Consider the following 19,616-nt stretch of genomic DNA (forward strand, 5'->3'; position numbering starts at 1 on the left):
GTCATGTATCAAGATAAAGAATTACAAGAATATCGTGATCTACTTCAGCCGCCTACTCAATTTGAAGAAGGCTTTGACTGGAAAACCATAATCGGTGCTGTCTTCATCGGCTTCCTGATGATGCCGGGCAGCATGTACTTGCAGCTCGTTATCGGGCAAGGAATCGGCCCTGCTGCACGTTGGGTAACCATTATTCTCTTTGCAGAAGTAGCCAAGCGCTCATATACCGAATTAAAACAGCAAGAAGTTTTTCTCCTGTTTTACATGGCAGGTGCTGCGCTTGCATCGCCATTTTCCGGTCTTTTATGGAGCCAGTATCTTGTCCAGTCGGACGCGGCCAAGATGCTGGGACTTACAGAATTTATTCCAACGTGGATTGCGCCACAACCCGGCTCAGAAGCACTGGCGGACAGAACATTTTTCCATCAGGATTGGCTCATTCCAATTTTGCTTCTAGCGGGCGCGCAGCTTGTTCAGCGTATTGACCATTTTGGTCTGGGCTACGCTCTCTTCCGTCTTACATCTGATGTGGAAAAACTGCCGTTCCCAATGGCACCGGTTGGTGCATTAGGTACCATGGCTTTAGCAGAATCTACTGAAGACCGTAAATCCGGCTGGAAATGGAGAGTGTTCTCCATAGGCGGGGTAATCGGACTTCTCTTCGGCTTTTTCTATATACTACTTCCGGCGCTTTCCGGCTTACTTTTTGAAGAACCCATACGGCTGATCCCGATACCGTGGATTGAGCTGACACGACATACAGAGTCGATTCTTCCTGCGGTTGCTACCGGCTTCCAGTTTGACCTGACGCTCGTTTTTGTTGGTATGGTTCTTCCGTTCTGGGCAGTCATCGGTGGGCTTGTAGGTCTGCTTGTAACCATTGCCGCAAACCCTTTCCTCTTCGATGCTGGAATTCTTCATCGTTGGAAACCGGGAATGGAAACTGTTGAAACGGTCTTCGCTAACAACTTCGACTTCTACATGTCTTTCGGTATCGGCCTTGGTCTTGCCATTGCGATTATCGGTATCTGGCAGGTTATCCGTTCTTTCAGCTCAAAAAGCGGAAAACTGGACTTTTCAAAACTCTTCAAGCCACCTCCTGGACGTGGTGATATTAACTTCTGGCTTTCAATCGGCATCTATTTCTTCTCAACCATGACCTACATACTCATTTGCCACTGGCTTGTTCCAAGTTTCCCTTGGATTTTCTTTCTCATTTACGGCTTCATCTATACACCGATTGCATCATACATCAGCGCCCGTATGGAAGGTATTGTCGGACAGTTTGTTTCCCTGCCGTTTGTACGTGAGGCAAGCTTCATCGCTGGAGCTAAATATTTTGGCTACAACGGGATAGAAATTTGGTACGCCCCGATTCCTTTGCATAACTATGGTGAAGCAACCGTTCAGTTCCGTGAAATCGAGCTTACCGGTACAAACTTGCGCGGCATTATTAAAGCTGAGTTTGTAGTGTTCCCAATTGTTATTATTGCCTCGCTCATCTTCTCCCAGTTCCTCTGGAGACTGGCACCGATACCTTCGGCAAGTTATCCATATGCCCAAAAGATTTGGCATTTGCAGGCACTGAACTCTCTTCTCCTGCAATCATCAACGCTTGAAGGTAACTCGCTATTCTATCAGGCTCTCAGCTACGCCTATGTTGGCTCCGGTGTCGGACTCGGGATCATTTTGTACGCGTTCCTATCCGTATTCGGGCTCCCCATAATGCTTATTTATGGAGTTGTGCGCGGACTTGGGCAATCTACCCCGCACGGCATTATTCTAGAAGTAGTCGGCGCGTTGCTAGGACGCTATTTCTTCCTAAAAAAATACGGAAAAAAATGGAGGCACTACGCACCAGTTCTACTTGCTGGATTCTCCTGCGGCATGGGGCTCACCGGCATGCTTGCCATGGGTTGCACATTGATTCTGAAGTCCCTAAGCCAACTTGCGTACTAAGGGGAGATTTCATTTGTAACCTCCCCGCACATTCTAGAATCACAACTTGCTAATCTGACACCATAAAAAACAAAAAACCGGAAAATCGACACACGATTTTCCGGTTTATTTTGTCTAACGCTCTGTTATTGACAGAGCATAATCAAAACTTACTATAATAGTATTATCTACTAACCACCACCTCGCCTCTTTTGTCCACATCCGGTGCATAGTGCTTCCTTCACAGAATGGCATTCATCCTGTAAATACAAGCACTGCAACCATGTCGACCCTCAGTTACGTATTCGTTCATCATTTCAATACATAACGTGCGATGTGCTTTTGCTTTAAACAAACAATGTTCATTCTGGTTATTTCTGGTTCTTTTTAGTTATACAGTGTCGTGCTATTTTTCGTACAAAAATTCACATTGTGTAATACTATGAGCAGGAAATAAAAGCGTTGTTCTCACTCGTAGTCACGATACAGTACGACCTTCCTGAATGTTCAGATATAAATCTTCCTGAGGAGATAGCATGGAATTCGATTTGGAATTAGAAACAAAAAGACTTGAACGTAAACTTAAACATATCGCTGGAAAAGGTTTTCTCCCTCAAGCTCTTTTGCAAATCGTAAGCAACACAGCTGTGCTTCAACTTGCAAGCCGTGTTAATGTTTCTGTGCAGCCGCTGCGTCCTCAAGTTACACAGGACATGCACATTCAAGGTGCACCGCTTGTAAACAGAGCTACGTTTACGTATGATCCTAAAGAAACTGCTATTCTCTTTGGAAAATTACTGGCAATGCTGGATAAAGCTGAGGAACCGCTGGCATCTTCTGCTGTTAAAATCCGTGAAGCCATTGAAAAACAAGAATTAAGCATTCAGGAAGCATGTGATGCATTTATTGCAGATGACAATATGTTCTACGCTGACTGGGCTGCCCGTATTCCAGAATCACCGAGCCTCGTACGTTTTCTGGCTCAAGGCAGCCTGACCCCGTCATTACAAGTACAGACAGATCTTTTAAAAGAGCACAGAAGCGACGAAGAACCTTGGCCTCATGGACACTGTCCGCACTGTGGTTCCCAGCCGCTCATCGCTACTTTGAAAGAAAAAGAAGGTCTTAAACACCTCACCTGCTCCTTCTGTCGTCTTGAGTACCGTGCAAAACGCTTACAGTGTGCTTTTTGTGGTGAAGAAGGCCACGATAAGCTTGAATACTTTAAAGCTGACGGCGAACCGGGGTACGAAGTACATGTATGTAAAACATGCACCTGTTATATCAAAGTTAGCGATTTCCGCGAATTTGACCGGGTGAGCATCCCAGTCCTTGATGATCTTGAATCTCTCACTCTTGACATTCTAGCACGTAAACAAGGATACGCTCGCCCTACACTCTCAGCATGGGGGTTCTAATGCCAAAAAATGAAACTCGTTGTAGCTGCGAACCAAAACCAATTACGGTTACGCAGTATAAAGACGGCCAGTGGGCTGTGCATCCTGACGTCGTAAGTATTGAAGTACCCATCAAACTGAACTTCAACGGTGAACAGCACATGCTATGGGCATGGCCGGAGCACCTTGAAGATTTGGTAGCAGGTCATGCTCTACTCGACCTTGGTGGCGGTAGTGTCAAAACTACGGTTGAAAAGGTCAGTGAAGGCGAATTTACCGTGACCACTGGTGATGCCATTGAAAACGACCTTGAGCCGGGTAAACTTCACGGTTCAGAAATGCTCGGAGCAATGGCTACCTTTATTGCAGAAGAGGGCCAATGGCATGGCACTGGTTGTTTCCACCGTGCCGGTGTGTACAATGCCAGTACACACACCATGCTCCACCGCACAGAGGATATCGGACGTCACAACTGCGTTGACCGCCTTGCCGGATGGGCAAGCCGTACAGAAACACCGTTGTCCGGTCTCGTACTCATGGTCTCTGCCCGAGTAACAGCTAGTCTGTGCGCCAAGGCCATCCGTGCCGGATACAAGTTTATTATCAGCCGTTCCGCTGTAACAAGTGCTTCTATCGCAATGGCAGAAGAACACGGTGTTACACTGGTAGGCTTTGCTCGAGATCAAGAAAAACGCTTTACCGTTTTTCACGATTTACAGACTCCGAGGGTCCTTACCTAATGCATAAAGACGGTTCTGATAATCTCACCGGAATCGTTCTTGCTGGTGGATTAAGCTCCCGCATGGGTCATGATAAGACTCGCATTCATGCGCATGGAGATTCCGAACCTGATTTGCTTGTGTACACATGCAAGCTGCTTGAATCAGTGTGCTCAGAGGTCTGGATTTCCAGTAGGGATGTCAGGCCGCACGCGGACGGGTATCTCTGGGTTAAAGATGAAATTGAAGGCAAAGGGCCTATAGGCGGTGTAATGACCGCCTTGCGCGCTGCGCAGGGTCCTGTGCTTGTACTTTCATGCGATCTACCGTTTATGAACCCCGAAATGCTGCAACAGCTTATCGACTTTTGGAAACAGAAGCCTGAAGGAACGTTGCACACAACCTTTTTACAGGCAGAAACAGGCTTCATCGAAGCTCTTGTTTCTATCTATGAACTCGAGGCGCTGCCCCTTTTTGAACGTGCAGTTGATGACGGGATGTATAAATTGAGTCGCGTTGTTCCAACAGAACAGCAACACTGTTTGCCATATGTCCAGCAGGAGTCACTACCGTTCTTTAACGTAAACTATCCCGCAGACCTTGAAATGGCCCGCCGGATCATAGCTGCAATATGACACATACCACATTAAGTGCAGAGACAAAGGCGTCCTTAGCTCTTACCGATAATCACGGGCGTACTGTCAATTATCTGCGCGTATCGATCACTGACCGCTGCAACCTGCGCTGTATGTACTGTTGGTCTGCCGACGGCATGCAGTTCATCCCTCACGATAACATTATTACCTACGAAGAGATTGCCAGACTCGTCGACCTTTCCGTCGAAATGGGAGTCAGCAAAGTCCGCCTGACCGGAGGCGAGCCATTTGCCCGACGCAATTGCCTTGATCTTATCGAGATGCTGCTTAAAAAACATCCCGATCTTGATCTGCGTCTTACCACAAACGCAACTCTTATGAACGGCAAGGCGAAAGCATTAGCTGACCTTGGTGTCCGTCACATAAATATTTCTCTGGATACCTTTGAACGCAAAAAGTTCCAAAGTATTACAGGCCGTGACATGCTCCGAAGCGTGACACGTTCCATTGATGAATGTTTAGCAAGCGGACTTAAGGTAAAAATCAACACTGTTGCGCTTAAAGGCGTTAACAATGATGAGCTGCCTGTCTTTGTCAACTTCGCTAAGAACAATCCGGTAGACGTGCGTTTTATCGAATTCATGCCTATGGGAAGCTGTAGCACATGGAACGAAAGTAACTTCTGGTCTGCTGATGACATTTTTGAAGAAGCTAGCAAGCTTGCTGTCCTTACAAAACTTGAAAAAGGCGAACGACGCTCCGGCCCTGCCAAGCTGTTCGGCATAGAAGGCGGTAAAGGGCGACTTGGTTTTATTACGCCAATGTCCAACCACTTCTGCTCTTCTTGTAACAGACTGCGAATAACTGCTAACGGAATGCTGCGCACCTGTCTTTTCTCTGACAGTGAGATCGATTTACGCACTATGTTGCGTAATACTTCGATTACCGATGCAGACATAGCCAACGTAATGCGTGAAGCTAATGTTGGTAAGCCACTTGGTGTTGAATTGCTTAAGGCAAAAAAACAAAATGAAGTTGCGTTAAAACGCATGAACGCCATTGGCGGCTAGTTTTACCTAAAGCATAACAGCAAATGCATGCTGTTATGTGCCCCGACCATATCTGAGAATCAAAAGAGTGGATGCAACTATGCATCCACTCTTTTTTATTGGAAAAATAGTAAAAACTTATTTTTACACATGCAACATATTGTAAATGTGGAACTTTACATCACATGAACACTGTTTTTATGTGTAATGCCGCATTGATAAGCTAAAGTAATACCCTTATATCCCGATTTGGATGAAGTGCGAACAAGGTAACAGCTGTGCATCCACAACTTTTATCTCTTTGTATATTCACATTCATAACCCAACACGCCTCGGAGTTATATATGAACTTCAAATCGCTAAAGCTAAAATTACTCGTACAAATTTCTGCTTGCTTCATTGTATTCATTGGACTTCTCCTCGTCATTTCAATCAGCTCTATTCGTGAAGAAGCTATTGATTCTGCACATCTTTTATCAGAAGAAGTGGTACGAGAGCACAAATTGTCGATCGAGAAAAATTTTGACAAGGGCTTTACTATTGCCCGAACCCTTTCGCAAACCATTGAAGGAATACTCAACGCGAACACATCAAAAAGTCGAGAACAGCTTGTTCAAGTGTTAAAGAATGTTGCTCTCGGAAATCCCGATCTATTCGGAGTTTGGCTGGCATTTGAGCCGGATGCCTTCGGTGAAGACTCTGCTTATTTGAACGAGAAGACATTCAGCATGAGTAACGGTCAATTTGCTCCATACTGGAGCCGCTCCGGAGGGAGATTAAGTTTAGCACCTTGCCCGCCGCTTAATGACTCATGGTACACGTACAGTCGCGATACGCGTGAAGAGTACGCAACTGAAGTCACAAGTTATACAACCTCATCTGGTACTTCCTACAGTGTTTCAAGCCTCTCTGTTCCGATTATAGTGAACGGAAAAGCCATTGGAGTTGTCGGTGTCGATCTTTCGACCGATTTTCTCAATAACATTGTAGACACGCTGACCGCATACAACGGAAACTGTAATTTAACGCTTGTAGCTTCAAACGGTAAGGTTCAGGCCCATACAGGCAAGCCTGACGCATTAGGAACATCAATCGATAGAATTATCCCGAATGGTCGATCCTTATTCCAGCGCGCACAGCAAGATGAAGTTGTTCAGATAGAAAACGATGACCTTCTCCGTGTTCTCGTGCCGGTTCAACTCGGCAATACAAAAATGAAATGGGTTGCCACCCTGTCGGTAGCTAAAGACGTTGCACTTTCCAGCGCTAATGATCTAACCCTGAAGATGATCCTACTTGGCCTGCTATGCATTCTCGGTGCACTAGGTGCCACCTTCTATCTTGCCGGTTTTATCTCCCGCCCTATTATTCAAAGCTCTGATGTTATCACTGAAATTGCACAAGGCAATCTTTCCGCCCGTTGTCATCCAAAGGGACAAGACGAAATTGCCACCATGCAACACGCCGTAAACTCTATGGCAGAAACACTTCAGGAAAACATCCATGAAATTGAGCGGAATATGAAAGAAGCACGCGCCCGTTCTAAAGAAGCAGAAAGAGCCACAACACAAGCGAAGTCTGCTGAAGAAAGCGCGTTACAGGCGTACAGTCAGGGACAGGAAGCTGCAAAAGAACTTGATTTGCTTGTGCTGAATCTTACCTCGGCATCATCAGACTTGAGCGTGCAGATCCAAAGCACTTCAGAAGGTGTTAACCAGCAGGATGCACGTAACAGCGAAACCGCCACTGCAATGGAAGAAATGAACAGCACGATTTTAGAAGTTGCCCGAAACGCTTCAGAAGCTGCTTCCAGCGTGGATGTTGTTTTCCATGAAGCAGAGTCCGGACTTGCTGTTGTGGGAGAATCCGTTTCCACGATTCAAAATGTATCCAAGCTTTCAGCACATCTTACAAAAGAAATGAGCCAGCTCGGTTCGCAAGTTGAATCCATTGGTGAAATTCTTAATGTGATTAGTGACATTGCAGATCAGACAAACTTGCTCGCACTGAATGCAGCTATCGAAGCCGCACGTGCTGGCGATGCTGGACGTGGATTCGCGGTTGTAGCGGATGAAGTACGTAAGTTGGCTGAAAATACAATGGAAGCAACCGGACGCGTTGGAACCGCCATTCAAAATATTCAAGCTGGAACTCAGCAGAATATTAATGCCATGACCAACACAGCCAATGCAGTAGAAAATGCAACAACATTGGTTACCCAGTCTGGTGAAGCTTTCGAACGGATTGTAGCCAAAATCACCCCTGCCACCGATCAGGTACGTGCCATTGCAACGGCAGCAGAGCAACAATCTTCTGCAAGTGAAGAGATCACTCAGGCAATTGAAGAAATCAGTCGTATTTCCTCAATGACTACTTCTAAAATGAATGATGCTGAATCTGCCGTACACGATTTGAATTCAGTTTCTGATTCATTGAAAGTAACTATGAATAAATTGCTAACCGTCTAAAATTTTTGCCCCGATACAAAAATGATGGATATAAAAAGAGCGACCCGAGGGTCGCTTTTTTTATATCCAATCTCTACAACTAGTACGGAAGTACTCTTGTGCGTCCGTTTGGTGAAGTCACCACCCGAACACGCTGACCTACGCTATAGTTTGACCCTTCAGCTGCCTGTACAATTGATACAGACCTTCCGGCATCTAATCTTACAGTAATCTGTACACCGTCGGTTTTTTGAAATTCTTCTTCCGCAACTGCACCGGCTACAGCACCTACAATTGCACCACCGACAGCACCTACAACGGCACCGGAACCACCACCAATCTGACTACCAAGAACGCCACCGGCAACACCGCCGCCGACCAGGCCTACACCTGTATTATCATCCTTAATAGTCACCGCATTCATACGTGTAATTGTTCCGTAGCTGATATTATCAGCCTGCATTGTCTGATTACCGGAGTAAACATTAGGACTATGTCTATTTGTACAACCTGCTAGAACAGCAAGCGCGATCAATACCAGTAGTATTTGATACCGTTTTGTTGTTGACCGTGTCATGTCTCACCTCCTGATAGTTAGGTACCTTGTAAAAAAATAACAAAAAAGCTACCAGACTGAACACGATTTTTTTAGCAATATCCCCACAATTCGGGGCTTAAAAGCCAATCACGCGGCCTAACTATCAAGCATCGTGGACTATATCCTACATTTCCAATTCTTGTATATTATCTACAAAAGTTGCAAATCTAGTTACACCCATGATTTCAAACACATTACGGAAGTTTTCTGACAAGCCTGAAATAACAACCTTGCCACCGTCGTTGTAGAAAGAACGGATTGCATCCGTTAATAACGCTATCGCAGCACCGTTGATAGATGTGTTTTCTGCAAAATCCAAAACAATCCGCTGCGCTTTTCCAGCACCTTTAAAGGCGTGCTTTATCTCTGACTCATCCGCTGTACCAAGTGTACCGCGAACGGTTATTACCATTGTATCGCTTGTGAATCGTGTGGACAGTGTTACAAATTTTTCTGTGCTCAACTTAATGCGCTCTTCCACTCGTTCCAAAGCTTTTTGGAGTACTTCAAGGCGGAGAGGCTTATTGATGAAGTCTGTCGCATCAAGGTTTAGCGCCTGAATAGCAACATCCATATCGCCATGCCCTGTAATAACAACCACTTCAACACTAGGCTCTTCTTCTTTAAGACGACCGAGCACTTCAATACCGTCCATGCCCGGCATTTTAATATCAGTTAACACCAGCGGCGGATGATGTTCTGCAAAAACTTCAAGCCCGCGTTCTCCGGAGTTAGCGAGCAGGACTTCGTGTCCTAACGTACTTAATAACAATTCAAACATTGTTAGTGTAGGTTGCTCGTCATCAATCACTAAAATCTTCATACAAATTACCTTTCCCTAATTGGCTGCGAGAGCCACCTCTTGACGCGGGAAACGAACAGTAAAGCATGTGCCGTCACCTACTGCGCTTTGAATATTGAGCTCTCCTCCATATTCACGCACAATGCCGTAGGATATGGCAAGGCCTAGTCCCATTCCTTGCCCTGTGGCTTTTGTTGTAAAGAATGGTTCAAATACCTTCTCTGCCACATGGTCAGGAATACCGGTTCCGTTATCTTCTACCGAAACAGATACTCCTTCGTCGTCATATTCTGTTCGAATCAGGATACGGCCTCTCACATCCGCTCCATCTTCATTTCTTTCTACAATAGCGTCACGGGCATTAATTACCAGATTCAGCAACACCTGCTGCAACTTGTTGTGCTGTGCAGTAATGTACGGCAGTGCCGGATCAAGTTCTGTGACAATATGAACATCTTCAATAAGGAATTGCCTGCTGAGTAATGAAACAACAGACCCTACCGGCTCGTTCAAATTAACGTCTTCAAGCAGTAAATCTGCCTTTCGACCGAACGACCTGAGTGTATTAATGATGTCAGAAGCCCTGTCTACCTGAGTGCTTATTTCTGTAATCACCTGTACATATTGTTCTTGCGGGATTTCAATACCCTGCTCATGTACCATGGTTAAGAAATCGCTGCCCATACGGATAGCATTCAATGGCTGATTAAGCTCATGTGCAACCCCTGTGGACATTTCACCAAGAGACTTCATTTTAGATGCCTGAATAAGCTGGGCATCTTTTTCTACAAGATCGGTAACATCCGTTGTAGCAACAATTATTGCAGGACGAGTACGATAGCTAATGAGACACGCAGTTACGTTGACGTACATCGGAATGTTACCGTTACGTAAATGCACAACACGCGCGGACTTCATCGCCTCTGCGCATAAATCATCATTGTTAAAGTATTCAAAGCATTCTTTTGCATGCTCTTCACCCAGAACTGAATATCGCATACCGACCAGTTCATCACGGGAATACCCGTAGATTTCTTCTGTTCGCGGGTTTGCGTCCACAAGTTGCTGTGTAAGTACATCCACAACAAAAATAGGGTCAGGACCACTGCGGAACAAGGAACGGTAGGTACTTTCAGATTCCTGCAATCGACGACGGTACAAGCGAATAGACCACACCATGTTTCGGAAGGACGTGGTTAACTGCTGTACTTCATCGCCATCGCTCGGTTCATTATAGAATGCACACTTCTTACAACGGTGCGGCCTGGCTCCCGCTTTCGATCCCGCTCGCTGTTCATCAAAATGCCAGCAAGGGAGATCCGTATCGTGGAAGGCAGGACACGCTATTTGCTCCTCAGTATTCATAAGATCTGAAGAGCTAAAATTACCCCGCGACAAATCATCAGATATCTTCGTCAGCGTCATGACAGGATCAGCAATATATTTTGTTAACCTGTGACTGACCCAGAAAGTAATAATAATGACTGCGGAAATAAATCCTAAGAACATTGCGCGCAACTTACCAACGAGGTTATCTATATGCGCCTTAGATAACCCCACATGAACCGTACCTATTTGGTAAATACCCTCTTTAATGGGTACTGCAATATCATACGCTTCATGCTCTCCAAGTGGCACAACCTCCACACTCTTCTCCACCCTTTCGGTTACGGGGTTAACACCCTTTAACCTTTTAGGAAACGGAGTGGTAAAAGTATGGCTAAGTATTTTTCCGTTTTTTCCTTCAACGTAAATATACGCAACGAGATTTCTACGCTCGTTGAGTTGCTTTTCATCAAAAAGAACATTCAGCAAATGGTCTGTGTCATTCTCTAGAATATATTCTGTGCCACGCGTTGCAACACTGTGCGCGATGGCTGTACCCCGCATTTCCAGTTCCTGAGTCAAACCGGAAATAAGAATCCAACGCGCGAGCAAAGCAATAGTGCCGCTGATGAGCAGAATAACTATCAGAATAGAAAAGAAGAATTTATTCTTCAAACTAAGCTGTGCAAATTTTGAGCGAATCATTGCTTAACAGGCTCCTCAAGTTTGACCAAAGCTCTACGCTTCAACAATAGGTCTGTGTCGTCAATCAATTTAAATTCGCCATTCTCTAACACGGTATAATACACCATATCCAAGCCCTGATGATCTTTAGGCGTAAACGCCACAGATGCATAACCGCCAAGCGGAAATTCCTCCATGGATTCTAGCGCATTCATAAAACTTTCACGGGTCAAATTTCTTCCTGCTCTACGCAGTCCCTCAACCAATACCCGTGCATTCAGGTAGCCCTCAAGACCAACCGCATTAGGAACGTCGTCCGGATAAAATTCATTCAAATGACGTACATAATCGTCCGCAATCCCCATCAGGTCTCGAACCTGAGGTGCAGACGGAGGAGGAACAACTTGTGAAACAAGCACCTCTCCCTTTATGTCGTCCGGCAGACGTCTGGCAAGCTCTTCCGCACCAACAAAAGACAAATTAAAAAACGCGGCGTCCAGCCCGAGAGCGTCCGCTTTTTTTATAAATTCTGCACATGGCTCGTACGTACCGACAAGCACAACAGCATCCGGTTGAGCACCGACTATACGCTGTAACGCTTCATCAATATCAATTCCGCCACGAACATATGAGCCACGCGCAACAGGCGCAAGCCCTACTTCACGCAAAGCAAGCTCAGTCCCCATAAGACCGTCAAATCCATACGCATCGTATTGATAAAAAACTGCAACGCGCTTGTACTTCATACGAGACACAAGCAAATCAACAGCGGCTTTTGTTTCCTGATAGTAGGATGCGCGAATATTAAAGACATATGGATTGAAAGGCACACGCAAGGCATTGGCACCTGTAAAGGCTCCAACTAGCGGTATTTTGGCATCTTCTATCAAAGGTAAGACACGTACAGTGGTAGGGGTTCCTACAAAACCGAAGAGAGAAAAGACGTTGCCGCTACTAATAAGCTGATGTGTATTAGCAAGGCATCTGGTCGGGTCATACCCGTCATTGATGGCCTGCAACGTGATGAGCCGGCCGTGTACGCCCCCAAGAGCGTTGACATTGCGTAAATAGCTTAACGCACCACGCAAGGTTTGCGTGCCCAGGTAACTAGCGTGCCCCTCGAGGGCAAGCGAGGAACCAAGGGTGATTTCAGTGGAAGAGACACCTGGCACCATGGCATGCTGTCCAGTTTTTTTCACTTCCGTTTCACATCCCAGCAGTACAAAACAAAGTACTGCCCAAGCCGCAAACTTGAATGCTTCACGCATACACTCTCCCTAGAAAAGCAGGAAAAAACAATGGGACCCTTCTTATATGATGTATACTCTCAGGTAGTTATTCGCAAGTTGTTTGTGAATCAAAGCTGACTCTTACAGACTTCCTACGTTGACATATACAGTATTTTGCAAATTTTATAACACTTAATAATTTCACGTTTTTGATTGTGCAACCAACTAAAAAGAATGTAGTTCTTGCGGTAGTGTCATTTTAGCAGTAAGTAGGCTGTATGCAAGAAACAGCAGTTTTCGACCTTTCAATGCTTGATTCTGAAGAAGCAGCATTAGAATACCTTCTTTCTTTTTGTTGGCCTTCTGGTGTACGGTTTTGTCCAAGATGTGGACAACACAAACTTTACACTTTGTCGGGGGGTCGCTATCGCTGTGCAACTTGCAAATATACATTTCAGGATTTCAGCGGCCGCTGGATTAACAACGGCAGCCTGTCTCCTTCCACATGGCTCCATCTGGCACACATGTTCCTACAGGAATACACTGTGCACGAACTGGCACAAGAAGTTAATCTTTCCTACAACGCTGCCTACAAAGCAGTAACAACCATTCGTTTCGCCCTGCTTGCGCACGCAACTGATGCGCGCCAGCTTCTCGGGCCGGAAACCGGTCTTGGTAAATACATCAACGGAAAGAAACTCACCGGTGCACCGCCACCTAGAGCCAAGGGTGCCATCCCTGTTTTCGGAATTATGGAACGAAACGGCTGGGTCTTCATTGACCTTGTCAGTGGCATAGAGGCAGAAACTGTCTTCCACTTCAACCATAGCTTCCACCTTACGCTCTTCCGCGCCGGTAACATTATATACACGGGTAAATACCGTCAGTATGATGCACTTATCCTGTGCGGAGACGATTCCCTGCCGTATGAATACATACGAAAATACAATCACGACTTCCCGATTAAAGAAGGCTCCTTCTGGGAATTCGGTCACTCCCGTCTTAAGCGCTTCAAGGGTATCACCCCACAGCGTTTCCCGCTCTACCTCAAGGAACTTGAGTTCCGCTACAACAATAAAGAGGGCGACATTCTTTCCCTTTTATTGAACCAGTTGTGCGACCTTGTTCCTGACTTTGACCCTTTCAAGAAGTAAGTAATCACAGTAAAATTTCAACATGTTAGACACTTACGTCTCATATGGTGTCAAACTGTGCGTATATATTGTGCCAGACCGTGCGTAATTGATTTTCGTCATATCACAACATACTGATTTTACAGGCTATACACCGTATACCGAGTGCAGTAGACCTTCTAAGTTCGTTTCTTTTGTCGAATGCTTTCTTTCGTCGCTAATATACCTCCATCATAACGATTACATCGTGTCTCCAACACTGTGATCATTTTGGAAGGGGTTTTTTGTTATGGAACGTAGAAATCGTTCGCAACACAATGAAGCAAAGTTGCTTCCTTTTTCAGGACTCGGGATATCCTTATCCTGCGTTAGTACGCGTGCAGCGTTGTGTGAACTTACGCCCATCCCAACTGGAAAAGTGTCCTCTATTCGACCATTGCTTTCTGAATACATACCGATCTGTAACGGATACGGCTCCGGATTCAGCATGTTAATTGCGCTTGGTCGTGAAATTAGAGGCCGATGACAACTCTTCATTACTAGGAGGAACAATGACAGTCTCCCGTAGGCAATTCCTCAAGCTTTCTGCAGGCGCTGCCACCGCGTCTGCATTTGGCGGACTTGGCATTTCTTTAAAGCCAACCGTCGCGAGAGCTGAGCTCCAAAAGCTTAAATGGGCTAAACAGACAACGTCCGTATGTTGTTACTGTGCTGTAGGCTGCGGCCTTATTGTACACACGGCTAAAGACGGTGAAGGCCGTGCAATCAACGTAGAAGGCGATCCGGATCATCCGATCAACGAAGGTTCCCTTTGTGCGAAAGGCGCGTCCATCTGGCAGCTCGCAGAAAATGCAAACCGACCACAAACTCCATTATACCGTGCTCCTAACAGCGGAGAATGGAAGCCAGTTTCATGGGACTGGGCACTCACTGAAATCGCTAAACGTGTCAAAAAGACTCGTGACAAATCTTTCCAGCTCAAAAACGACAAAGGCGAACAAGTTAACCGTACCGAAGCAATCGCTTCTGCGGGCTCAGCAGCTATGGATAACGAAGAGTGCTGGGCATATCAGTCATTACTCAGATCTCTCGGCTTGGTGTACGTAGAACACCAAGCACGTATCTGACACAGCGCAACTGTAGCGGCTCTGGCAGAGTCGTTTGGACGCGGTGCGATGACAAACCACTGGATCGACCTTAAGAACAGTGACTGTGTATTAATCATGGGCAGTAACGCTGCCGAAAACCATCCGATTTCTTTTAAATGGGTGATGAAAGCTAAAGACAAGGGCGCAACACTTATCCACGTTGACCCTCGCTTTACCCGTACTTCCGCTAAGTGTGATGTATATGCTCCTATTCGCTCCGGTGCGGATATTCCGTTCCTTGGCGGTCTGGTCAAATACATCCTCGATAATAACAAATTCTTCCACGAGTATGTTGTTAACTATACCAACGCATCATTTGTAGTTGGTAAAGACTTTGAATTTAATGACGGTTTATTCTCCGGCTTCGATCCGAAGAAAAGTTCCTACGACAAGTCAAAATGGGCTTTTGAAATGGATGACAAAGGTGTACCGGTTCGTGATGAATCGCTCAAAAACCCGCGTTGTGTATTTAACCTGCTTAAAAAGCACTTTGAACGTTATGACGTAGATACCGTCTCCACCGTTACCGGAACTCCTAAAGAAGATATTCTTAAAGTTTACGAAACATACGCAGCATCCGGTGTTCCAGATAAGTCTGCAACCATCATGTACGCAATGGGCTGGACTCAGCACACTGTCGGCGTTCAGAACATCCGCACAATGGCCATGGTGCAGCTCCTCCTTGGCAACATCGGCGTAGCCGGTGGTGGCGTGAACGCCTTGCGTGGTGAATCAAACGTACAGGGTTCCACCGACCACTGTCTGCTCGTCCACATTCTGCCTGGCTACCTTGGTACACCTAAGTCCAAATGGTCAGACCTTGCAGCGTACAACAAAAATTGTACTCCTCAGTCTGCAGACCCTATGTCCGCTAACTGGTGGGGCAACAAGCCTAAGTATGTATCCAGCTTTGTAAAAGCAATGTATCCGGAAGCATCGCCTGAAAAAGGCTACGAAATGCTGCCAAAGCTTGATGCACACAAGCAGATGACTGAATACTACTGGCTTTCCATGTTCGAAAAAATGCACAAAGGTCAGTTTGACGGCTTCTTTGCATGGGGACAGAACCCTGCCTGCGGTGGCGCAAACGCCAATAAAAACCGCGAAGCAATGGCAGAACTGGACTGGCTTGTTAACGTAAACATCTTTGACAACGAAACAGCCTCCTTCTGGCGTGGTCCTAAGATGGACCCGAAAGATATTAAGACAGAGGTCTTCTTCCTTCCGTGTGCTGTTTCCATTGAGAAAGAAGGTTCAGTTACAAACTCTGGTCGCTGGATGCAGTGGCGCTACAGAGGACCTAAGCCATACGGACAGACACTTCCTGACGGTGACATCATCCTTAAACTCACCGACAGAATTCAGCAGCTCTACAAAACAGAAGGCGGCGCATATCCTGATCCTATCGTAGGTCTTGGCCTTAACGATTGGCAGAACAGCCATGGTCATTTTGACCCGCATGGTATTGCAAAACTTATCAACGGTTACTTCTTAAAGGATACCGAAGTTAAGGGTAAGCAGTTCAAAAAAGGCCAGCAGGTTCCGAGCTTTGCCTACCTTAAAGATGACGGCTCCACCTGTTCCGGTAACTGGCTCTACTGTGGTTCCTACACAGAAAAAGGCAACATGGCTGCCCGCCGTGACAAAACTCAGAATGGTGCACAGGCAAACATTGGTCTGTACCCTAACTGGGCATGGTGTTGGCCTGTAAACCGTCGTATTCTTTACAACCGCGCATCAGTTGACCTTAACGGTAAACCGTATGCACCTAAGAAAGCGGTTATCGAATGGACTGGTGACAAAACCAAATGGCAAGGCGACATTCCTGATGGCGGCTGGAAACCGGGTACAAAGCACGCATTTATCATGCGTAAGCACGGCTTCGGTCAGATTTACGGACCGGGACGCGCAGACGGACCATTCCCAGAGCACTATGAACCGCTCGAATGTCCAATTGCGAAAAACCCATTCTCTTCCCAGCTGCACAACCCTACTGCTTACCAAATTAGCAGTGAGGAAAAAGCAGTTGCCAACCCGCGCTTCCCTTACGTTGGTACAACCTACCGCGTAACAGAGCACTGGCAGACTGGTCTTATGACCCGTTATCAGGGTTGGTTGATTGAAACAGAGCCACAGTTGTTCTGTGAAATCAGTGAAGAACTTGCGAAGAAAGAAAACATTGATAACGGCGAGACGGTTAACGTTTCCAGCCTACGCGGCAAGCTCGAGTGTGTTGCCATCGTTACCAAGCGCATCAAGCCTTACAAAGTCCATGGTCAGGACGTACATCTCGTTGGCCTGCCTTGGCACTATGGCTGGGTGACACCGAAAAACGGTGGTGATTCTGCAAACCTCCTCACACCTTCTGTGGGCGACCCTAACACCGGTATTCCGGAGACTAAGGCGTTCATGGTTAATGTGAGCAAGATAAAGAGAGCGTAAGCCATGGCTAAAAAATTCCTCGTCGATCTTACACGTTGTACGGCATGTCGTGGTTGTCAGGTAGCGTGTAAGCAATGGAAAAAGCTTCCGGCCGAAGCAACTGTGAACTGGGGCTCCCACCAGAACCCTAGAGATCTGAGCTTCAACACATTGCGGCTCGTCCGCTTTGAGGAAGTCGTTAATGATGGCAAAGTTGACTGGCTGTTTTTCCCTGAGCAGTGTCGTCACTGTTACGAGCCGCCTTGTATGGGGCAGGCTGAACTTGATGACGAACGCGCTGTAGTTCAGGATGAAGAAACCGGTGCTGTTATCTTTACCGAATATACTAGAAATGTTGATGCTGAAGGCGTTCGCGAATCATGTCCGTACGATATTCCACGTAAGGACCCAGCAACGGGACAGCTCTCTAAATGTGACATGTGTATCGACCGTATTCAAAACGGCATGAAGCCGTCCTGCGTTTTATCCTGTCCAACAGGCGCTATGACGTTTGGCGAAGAAGAAGAAATTGATGCACTGGCAAAAGAACGACTCGCGGCTGCGCAAAAGCGTTACCCAGAAGCCGTTCTCGGCGATCCGGACGATGTACGCGTGGTCTACCTATTCCAACAGGACCCAACCAAGTACTTTGAAAAAGCAATTGCAGCGGCTTCACCAAATATGATGAATCGTAAGCAGATGTTTGCACGTCTGCTCGGCACAACAAAAGCATAATAAGTCGCGATCCTGATACGAGGCACGCAGATACCCATCTGCGTGCCTTTTTTTATTTGAAGATAACAATGCTTGATTTTTCCTGAACCGAAGGCGAACATACATTTTTAAACAACGTATTGAGGTTTCCGTCATGAAAGCAGTCAGCATTGTTGGATACAAAAAATCAGGCAAAACTACTCTCACCCGCAAAATTGCAGATGCTCTTGAAGCACGCGGCAAAACCGTGACAATTGCAAAGTTCACTCATTCAGGATTAACAAAACCAGATACCGACACTGGCCACTTTATGAAAGATGGCAGAGCCGTTATCGGTCTCGGTGAAAAAGAGTGCGCAATTCATTGGGGAGAAAAAAAGATGCTTCCTGATATGCTTCCTTTAACACAAGCTGACTATTTGCTCGTCGAAGGCGGCAAAACATTGAGCTGGTTACCGCGTATTGTTCTTCTTCGTGAACCGGAAGAGCAAGAAGCGCTGGATAGAGGTCTCGCAATCGCATCCTTTGGAGATCTCAAAGCGACAGGTGTTCCAAGCTTCACGTCTGCAAACTTTGATGAGCTTGTGGATCGCATTGAAGAAAAGTCATTTATGCTTCCAGCACTCGACTGTGGAGCCTGTGGTGAAGAAACCTGTGAAGCAATCGCTCAAAAGATTGTTGCAGGCAAAGCCACCATGAAGGCGTGCAAGTCCATCAACAACTCCGCAATGACGATCACCGTAAACGGCTCACCAGTCGGGTTGAACCCGTTTGTGGAGAACATTATTCGAGGTTCCATTGAAGGAATGCTCGGTTCCTTAAAGGGATATGCACCGGGCAGCAAAGTAGAAATAAAAATTTCGAAATAAAATACATGAGCCGATCAGGAATCCCTGATCGGCTCTTTTTTTATTTCTCATGCAGAAACAGATGGTTCTGCCAAATCTTGAGTCATATACTTTTTGCCAGACACATTTCAAGCAACGTATTGAACTGATGAGACTGGCTGACATTGTTACGCAACAGAATGCAGCGTGCCAGAAAGAAACTCACAGTCATCACTCGTGATAACGAACTTTTTTTAAAAATCGCTCACCGCATCATCACGGCTTGTATACATTCCGAACAGCTGGTCATAACCGGATATTTCAAAGACTTCCTGAATGTAATCACGCGCACAGCATACAGCCACTTTCCCACCATTCGGATGAAGCTGCTGATATGCCATTACAAGAATGCGAAGGCCTGCACTATTAATGTAATCAAGCTCTTCAAAATCAAATAGCAAGCGTGAGTACCCGCCGCCTATCAATTCTTCCACTTTGACTTCAAGCTCTTTTGTATGGGAACCATCCAGACGGTTGCTCATGGCGAGAACCGTACAATTGGGTAATTCAATGGTTGATAATGCCATAT

At 46.1% G+C, this 19,616-nt stretch carries 16 protein-coding genes; 11 read left to right on the forward strand and 5 right to left on the reverse strand.

What is annotated here, in order from left to right; translation table 11 throughout:
• The first annotated feature begins 3 nt into the window (after positions 1–3).
• The 6 genes from MKHDV_RS10225 to MKHDV_RS10250 all read left to right on the forward strand — a co-directional run bounded on the left by MKHDV_RS10225 (position 4) and on the right by MKHDV_RS10250 (position 8,167).
• Positions 4–1,959 carry a peptide transporter gene (locus MKHDV_RS10225; protein ID WP_160714928.1) on the forward strand — a complete coding sequence of 652 codons (1,956 nt, stop codon included), beginning with the start codon at positions 4–6 and terminating at the stop codon, positions 1,957–1,959.
• A 515-nt stretch (positions 1,960–2,474) separates the two neighbouring features.
• Complete coding sequence (locus tag MKHDV_RS10230; protein WP_160714930.1) at positions 2,475–3,356, forward strand: formate dehydrogenase accessory protein FdhE; 882 nt, start codon at positions 2,475–2,477, stop codon at positions 3,354–3,356.
• Positions 3,356–4,075 carry a formate dehydrogenase accessory sulfurtransferase FdhD gene (locus MKHDV_RS10235; RefSeq protein ID WP_160714932.1) on the forward strand — a complete coding sequence of 240 codons (720 nt, stop codon included), beginning with the start codon at positions 3,356–3,358 and terminating at the stop codon, positions 4,073–4,075. The genes MKHDV_RS10230 and MKHDV_RS10235 overlap by 1 nt, the downstream gene beginning before the upstream one ends.
• Positions 4,075–4,689 (forward strand): molybdenum cofactor guanylyltransferase, encoded by a 615-nt coding sequence (locus MKHDV_RS10240; RefSeq protein WP_160714934.1) that lies wholly within the window; start codon positions 4,075–4,077, stop codon positions 4,687–4,689. The genes MKHDV_RS10235 and MKHDV_RS10240 overlap by 1 nt, the downstream gene beginning before the upstream one ends.
• Positions 4,686–5,720 (forward strand): GTP 3',8-cyclase MoaA, encoded by a 1,035-nt coding sequence (moaA, locus tag MKHDV_RS10245; RefSeq protein WP_160714936.1) that lies wholly within the window; start codon positions 4,686–4,688, stop codon positions 5,718–5,720. The genes MKHDV_RS10240 and moaA overlap by 4 nt, the downstream gene beginning before the upstream one ends.
• Positions 5,721–6,043: 323 nt before the next feature.
• Positions 6,044–8,167: a methyl-accepting chemotaxis protein gene (locus MKHDV_RS10250; protein WP_160714938.1), complete on the forward strand. Its 2,124-nt coding sequence runs from the start codon at positions 6,044–6,046 to the stop codon at positions 8,165–8,167.
• A 79-nt stretch (positions 8,168–8,246) separates the two neighbouring features.
• Here the strand turns inward: MKHDV_RS10250 and MKHDV_RS10255 are convergent, their stop codons facing one another.
• From MKHDV_RS10255 to MKHDV_RS10270, 4 genes are all read right to left on the reverse strand, one after another.
• Entirely contained in the window at positions 8,247–8,723 is a 477-nt protein-coding gene (locus MKHDV_RS10255; RefSeq protein WP_160714940.1) for a glycine zipper 2TM domain-containing protein, read from the reverse strand.
• 145 nt (positions 8,724–8,868) lie between these two features.
• Positions 8,869–9,567 carry a response regulator gene (locus tag MKHDV_RS10260; RefSeq protein WP_160714942.1) on the reverse strand — a complete coding sequence of 233 codons (699 nt, stop codon included), beginning with the start codon at positions 9,565–9,567 and terminating at the stop codon, positions 8,869–8,871.
• A 15-nt stretch (positions 9,568–9,582) separates the two neighbouring features.
• The gene (locus MKHDV_RS10265) at positions 9,583–11,577 is read right to left on the reverse strand and encodes an ATP-binding protein (protein ID WP_160714944.1); all 1,995 of its coding nucleotides are present in this window, start codon (positions 11,575–11,577) and stop codon (positions 9,583–9,585) included.
• On the reverse strand, positions 11,574–12,824 hold the full coding sequence (locus tag MKHDV_RS10270) for an ABC transporter substrate-binding protein (RefSeq protein ID WP_160714946.1): 1,251 nt from the start codon (positions 12,822–12,824) through the stop codon (positions 11,574–11,576). The genes MKHDV_RS10265 and MKHDV_RS10270 overlap by 4 nt, the downstream gene beginning before the upstream one ends.
• Positions 12,825–13,063: 239 nt before the next feature.
• Here MKHDV_RS10270 and MKHDV_RS10275 point away from each other — a divergent pair, with 239 nt between their 5' ends.
• From MKHDV_RS10275 to MKHDV_RS10295, 5 genes are all read left to right on the forward strand, one after another.
• On the forward strand, positions 13,064–13,939 hold the full coding sequence (locus MKHDV_RS10275; RefSeq protein ID WP_160714948.1) for a transposase: 876 nt from the start codon (positions 13,064–13,066) through the stop codon (positions 13,937–13,939).
• Between the two features lie 268 nt (positions 13,940–14,207).
• Positions 14,208–14,444: a hypothetical protein gene (locus tag MKHDV_RS10280; protein ID WP_160714950.1), complete on the forward strand. Its 237-nt coding sequence runs from the start codon at positions 14,208–14,210 to the stop codon at positions 14,442–14,444.
• A 25-nt stretch (positions 14,445–14,469) separates the two neighbouring features.
• Positions 14,470–17,508 carry a formate dehydrogenase-N subunit alpha gene (gene fdnG, locus MKHDV_RS10285; protein WP_160714952.1) on the forward strand — a complete coding sequence of 1,013 codons (3,039 nt, stop codon included), beginning with the start codon at positions 14,470–14,472 and terminating at the stop codon, positions 17,506–17,508.
• 3 nt (positions 17,509–17,511) lie between these two features.
• Positions 17,512–18,222 carry a 4Fe-4S dicluster domain-containing protein gene (locus MKHDV_RS10290; RefSeq protein ID WP_160714954.1) on the forward strand — a complete coding sequence of 237 codons (711 nt, stop codon included), beginning with the start codon at positions 17,512–17,514 and terminating at the stop codon, positions 18,220–18,222.
• A 133-nt stretch (positions 18,223–18,355) separates the two neighbouring features.
• Positions 18,356–19,069, forward strand: a complete 714-nt coding sequence (locus MKHDV_RS10295) for a molybdopterin-guanine dinucleotide biosynthesis protein MobB (protein WP_160714956.1) — start codon at positions 18,356–18,358, stop codon at positions 19,067–19,069.
• 212 nt (positions 19,070–19,281) lie between these two features.
• Here the strand turns inward: MKHDV_RS10295 and MKHDV_RS10300 are convergent, their stop codons facing one another.
• Positions 19,282–19,614, reverse strand: coding sequence for an STAS domain-containing protein (locus MKHDV_RS10300; protein WP_160714958.1), 333 nt, complete (start codon positions 19,612–19,614; stop codon positions 19,282–19,284).
• Positions 19,615–19,616 lie beyond the last annotated feature (2 nt).

It is taken from the genome of Halodesulfovibrio sp. MK-HDV, assembly GCF_009914765.1.
Lineage (GTDB): Bacteria > Desulfobacterota > Desulfovibrionia > Desulfovibrionales > Desulfovibrionaceae > Halodesulfovibrio.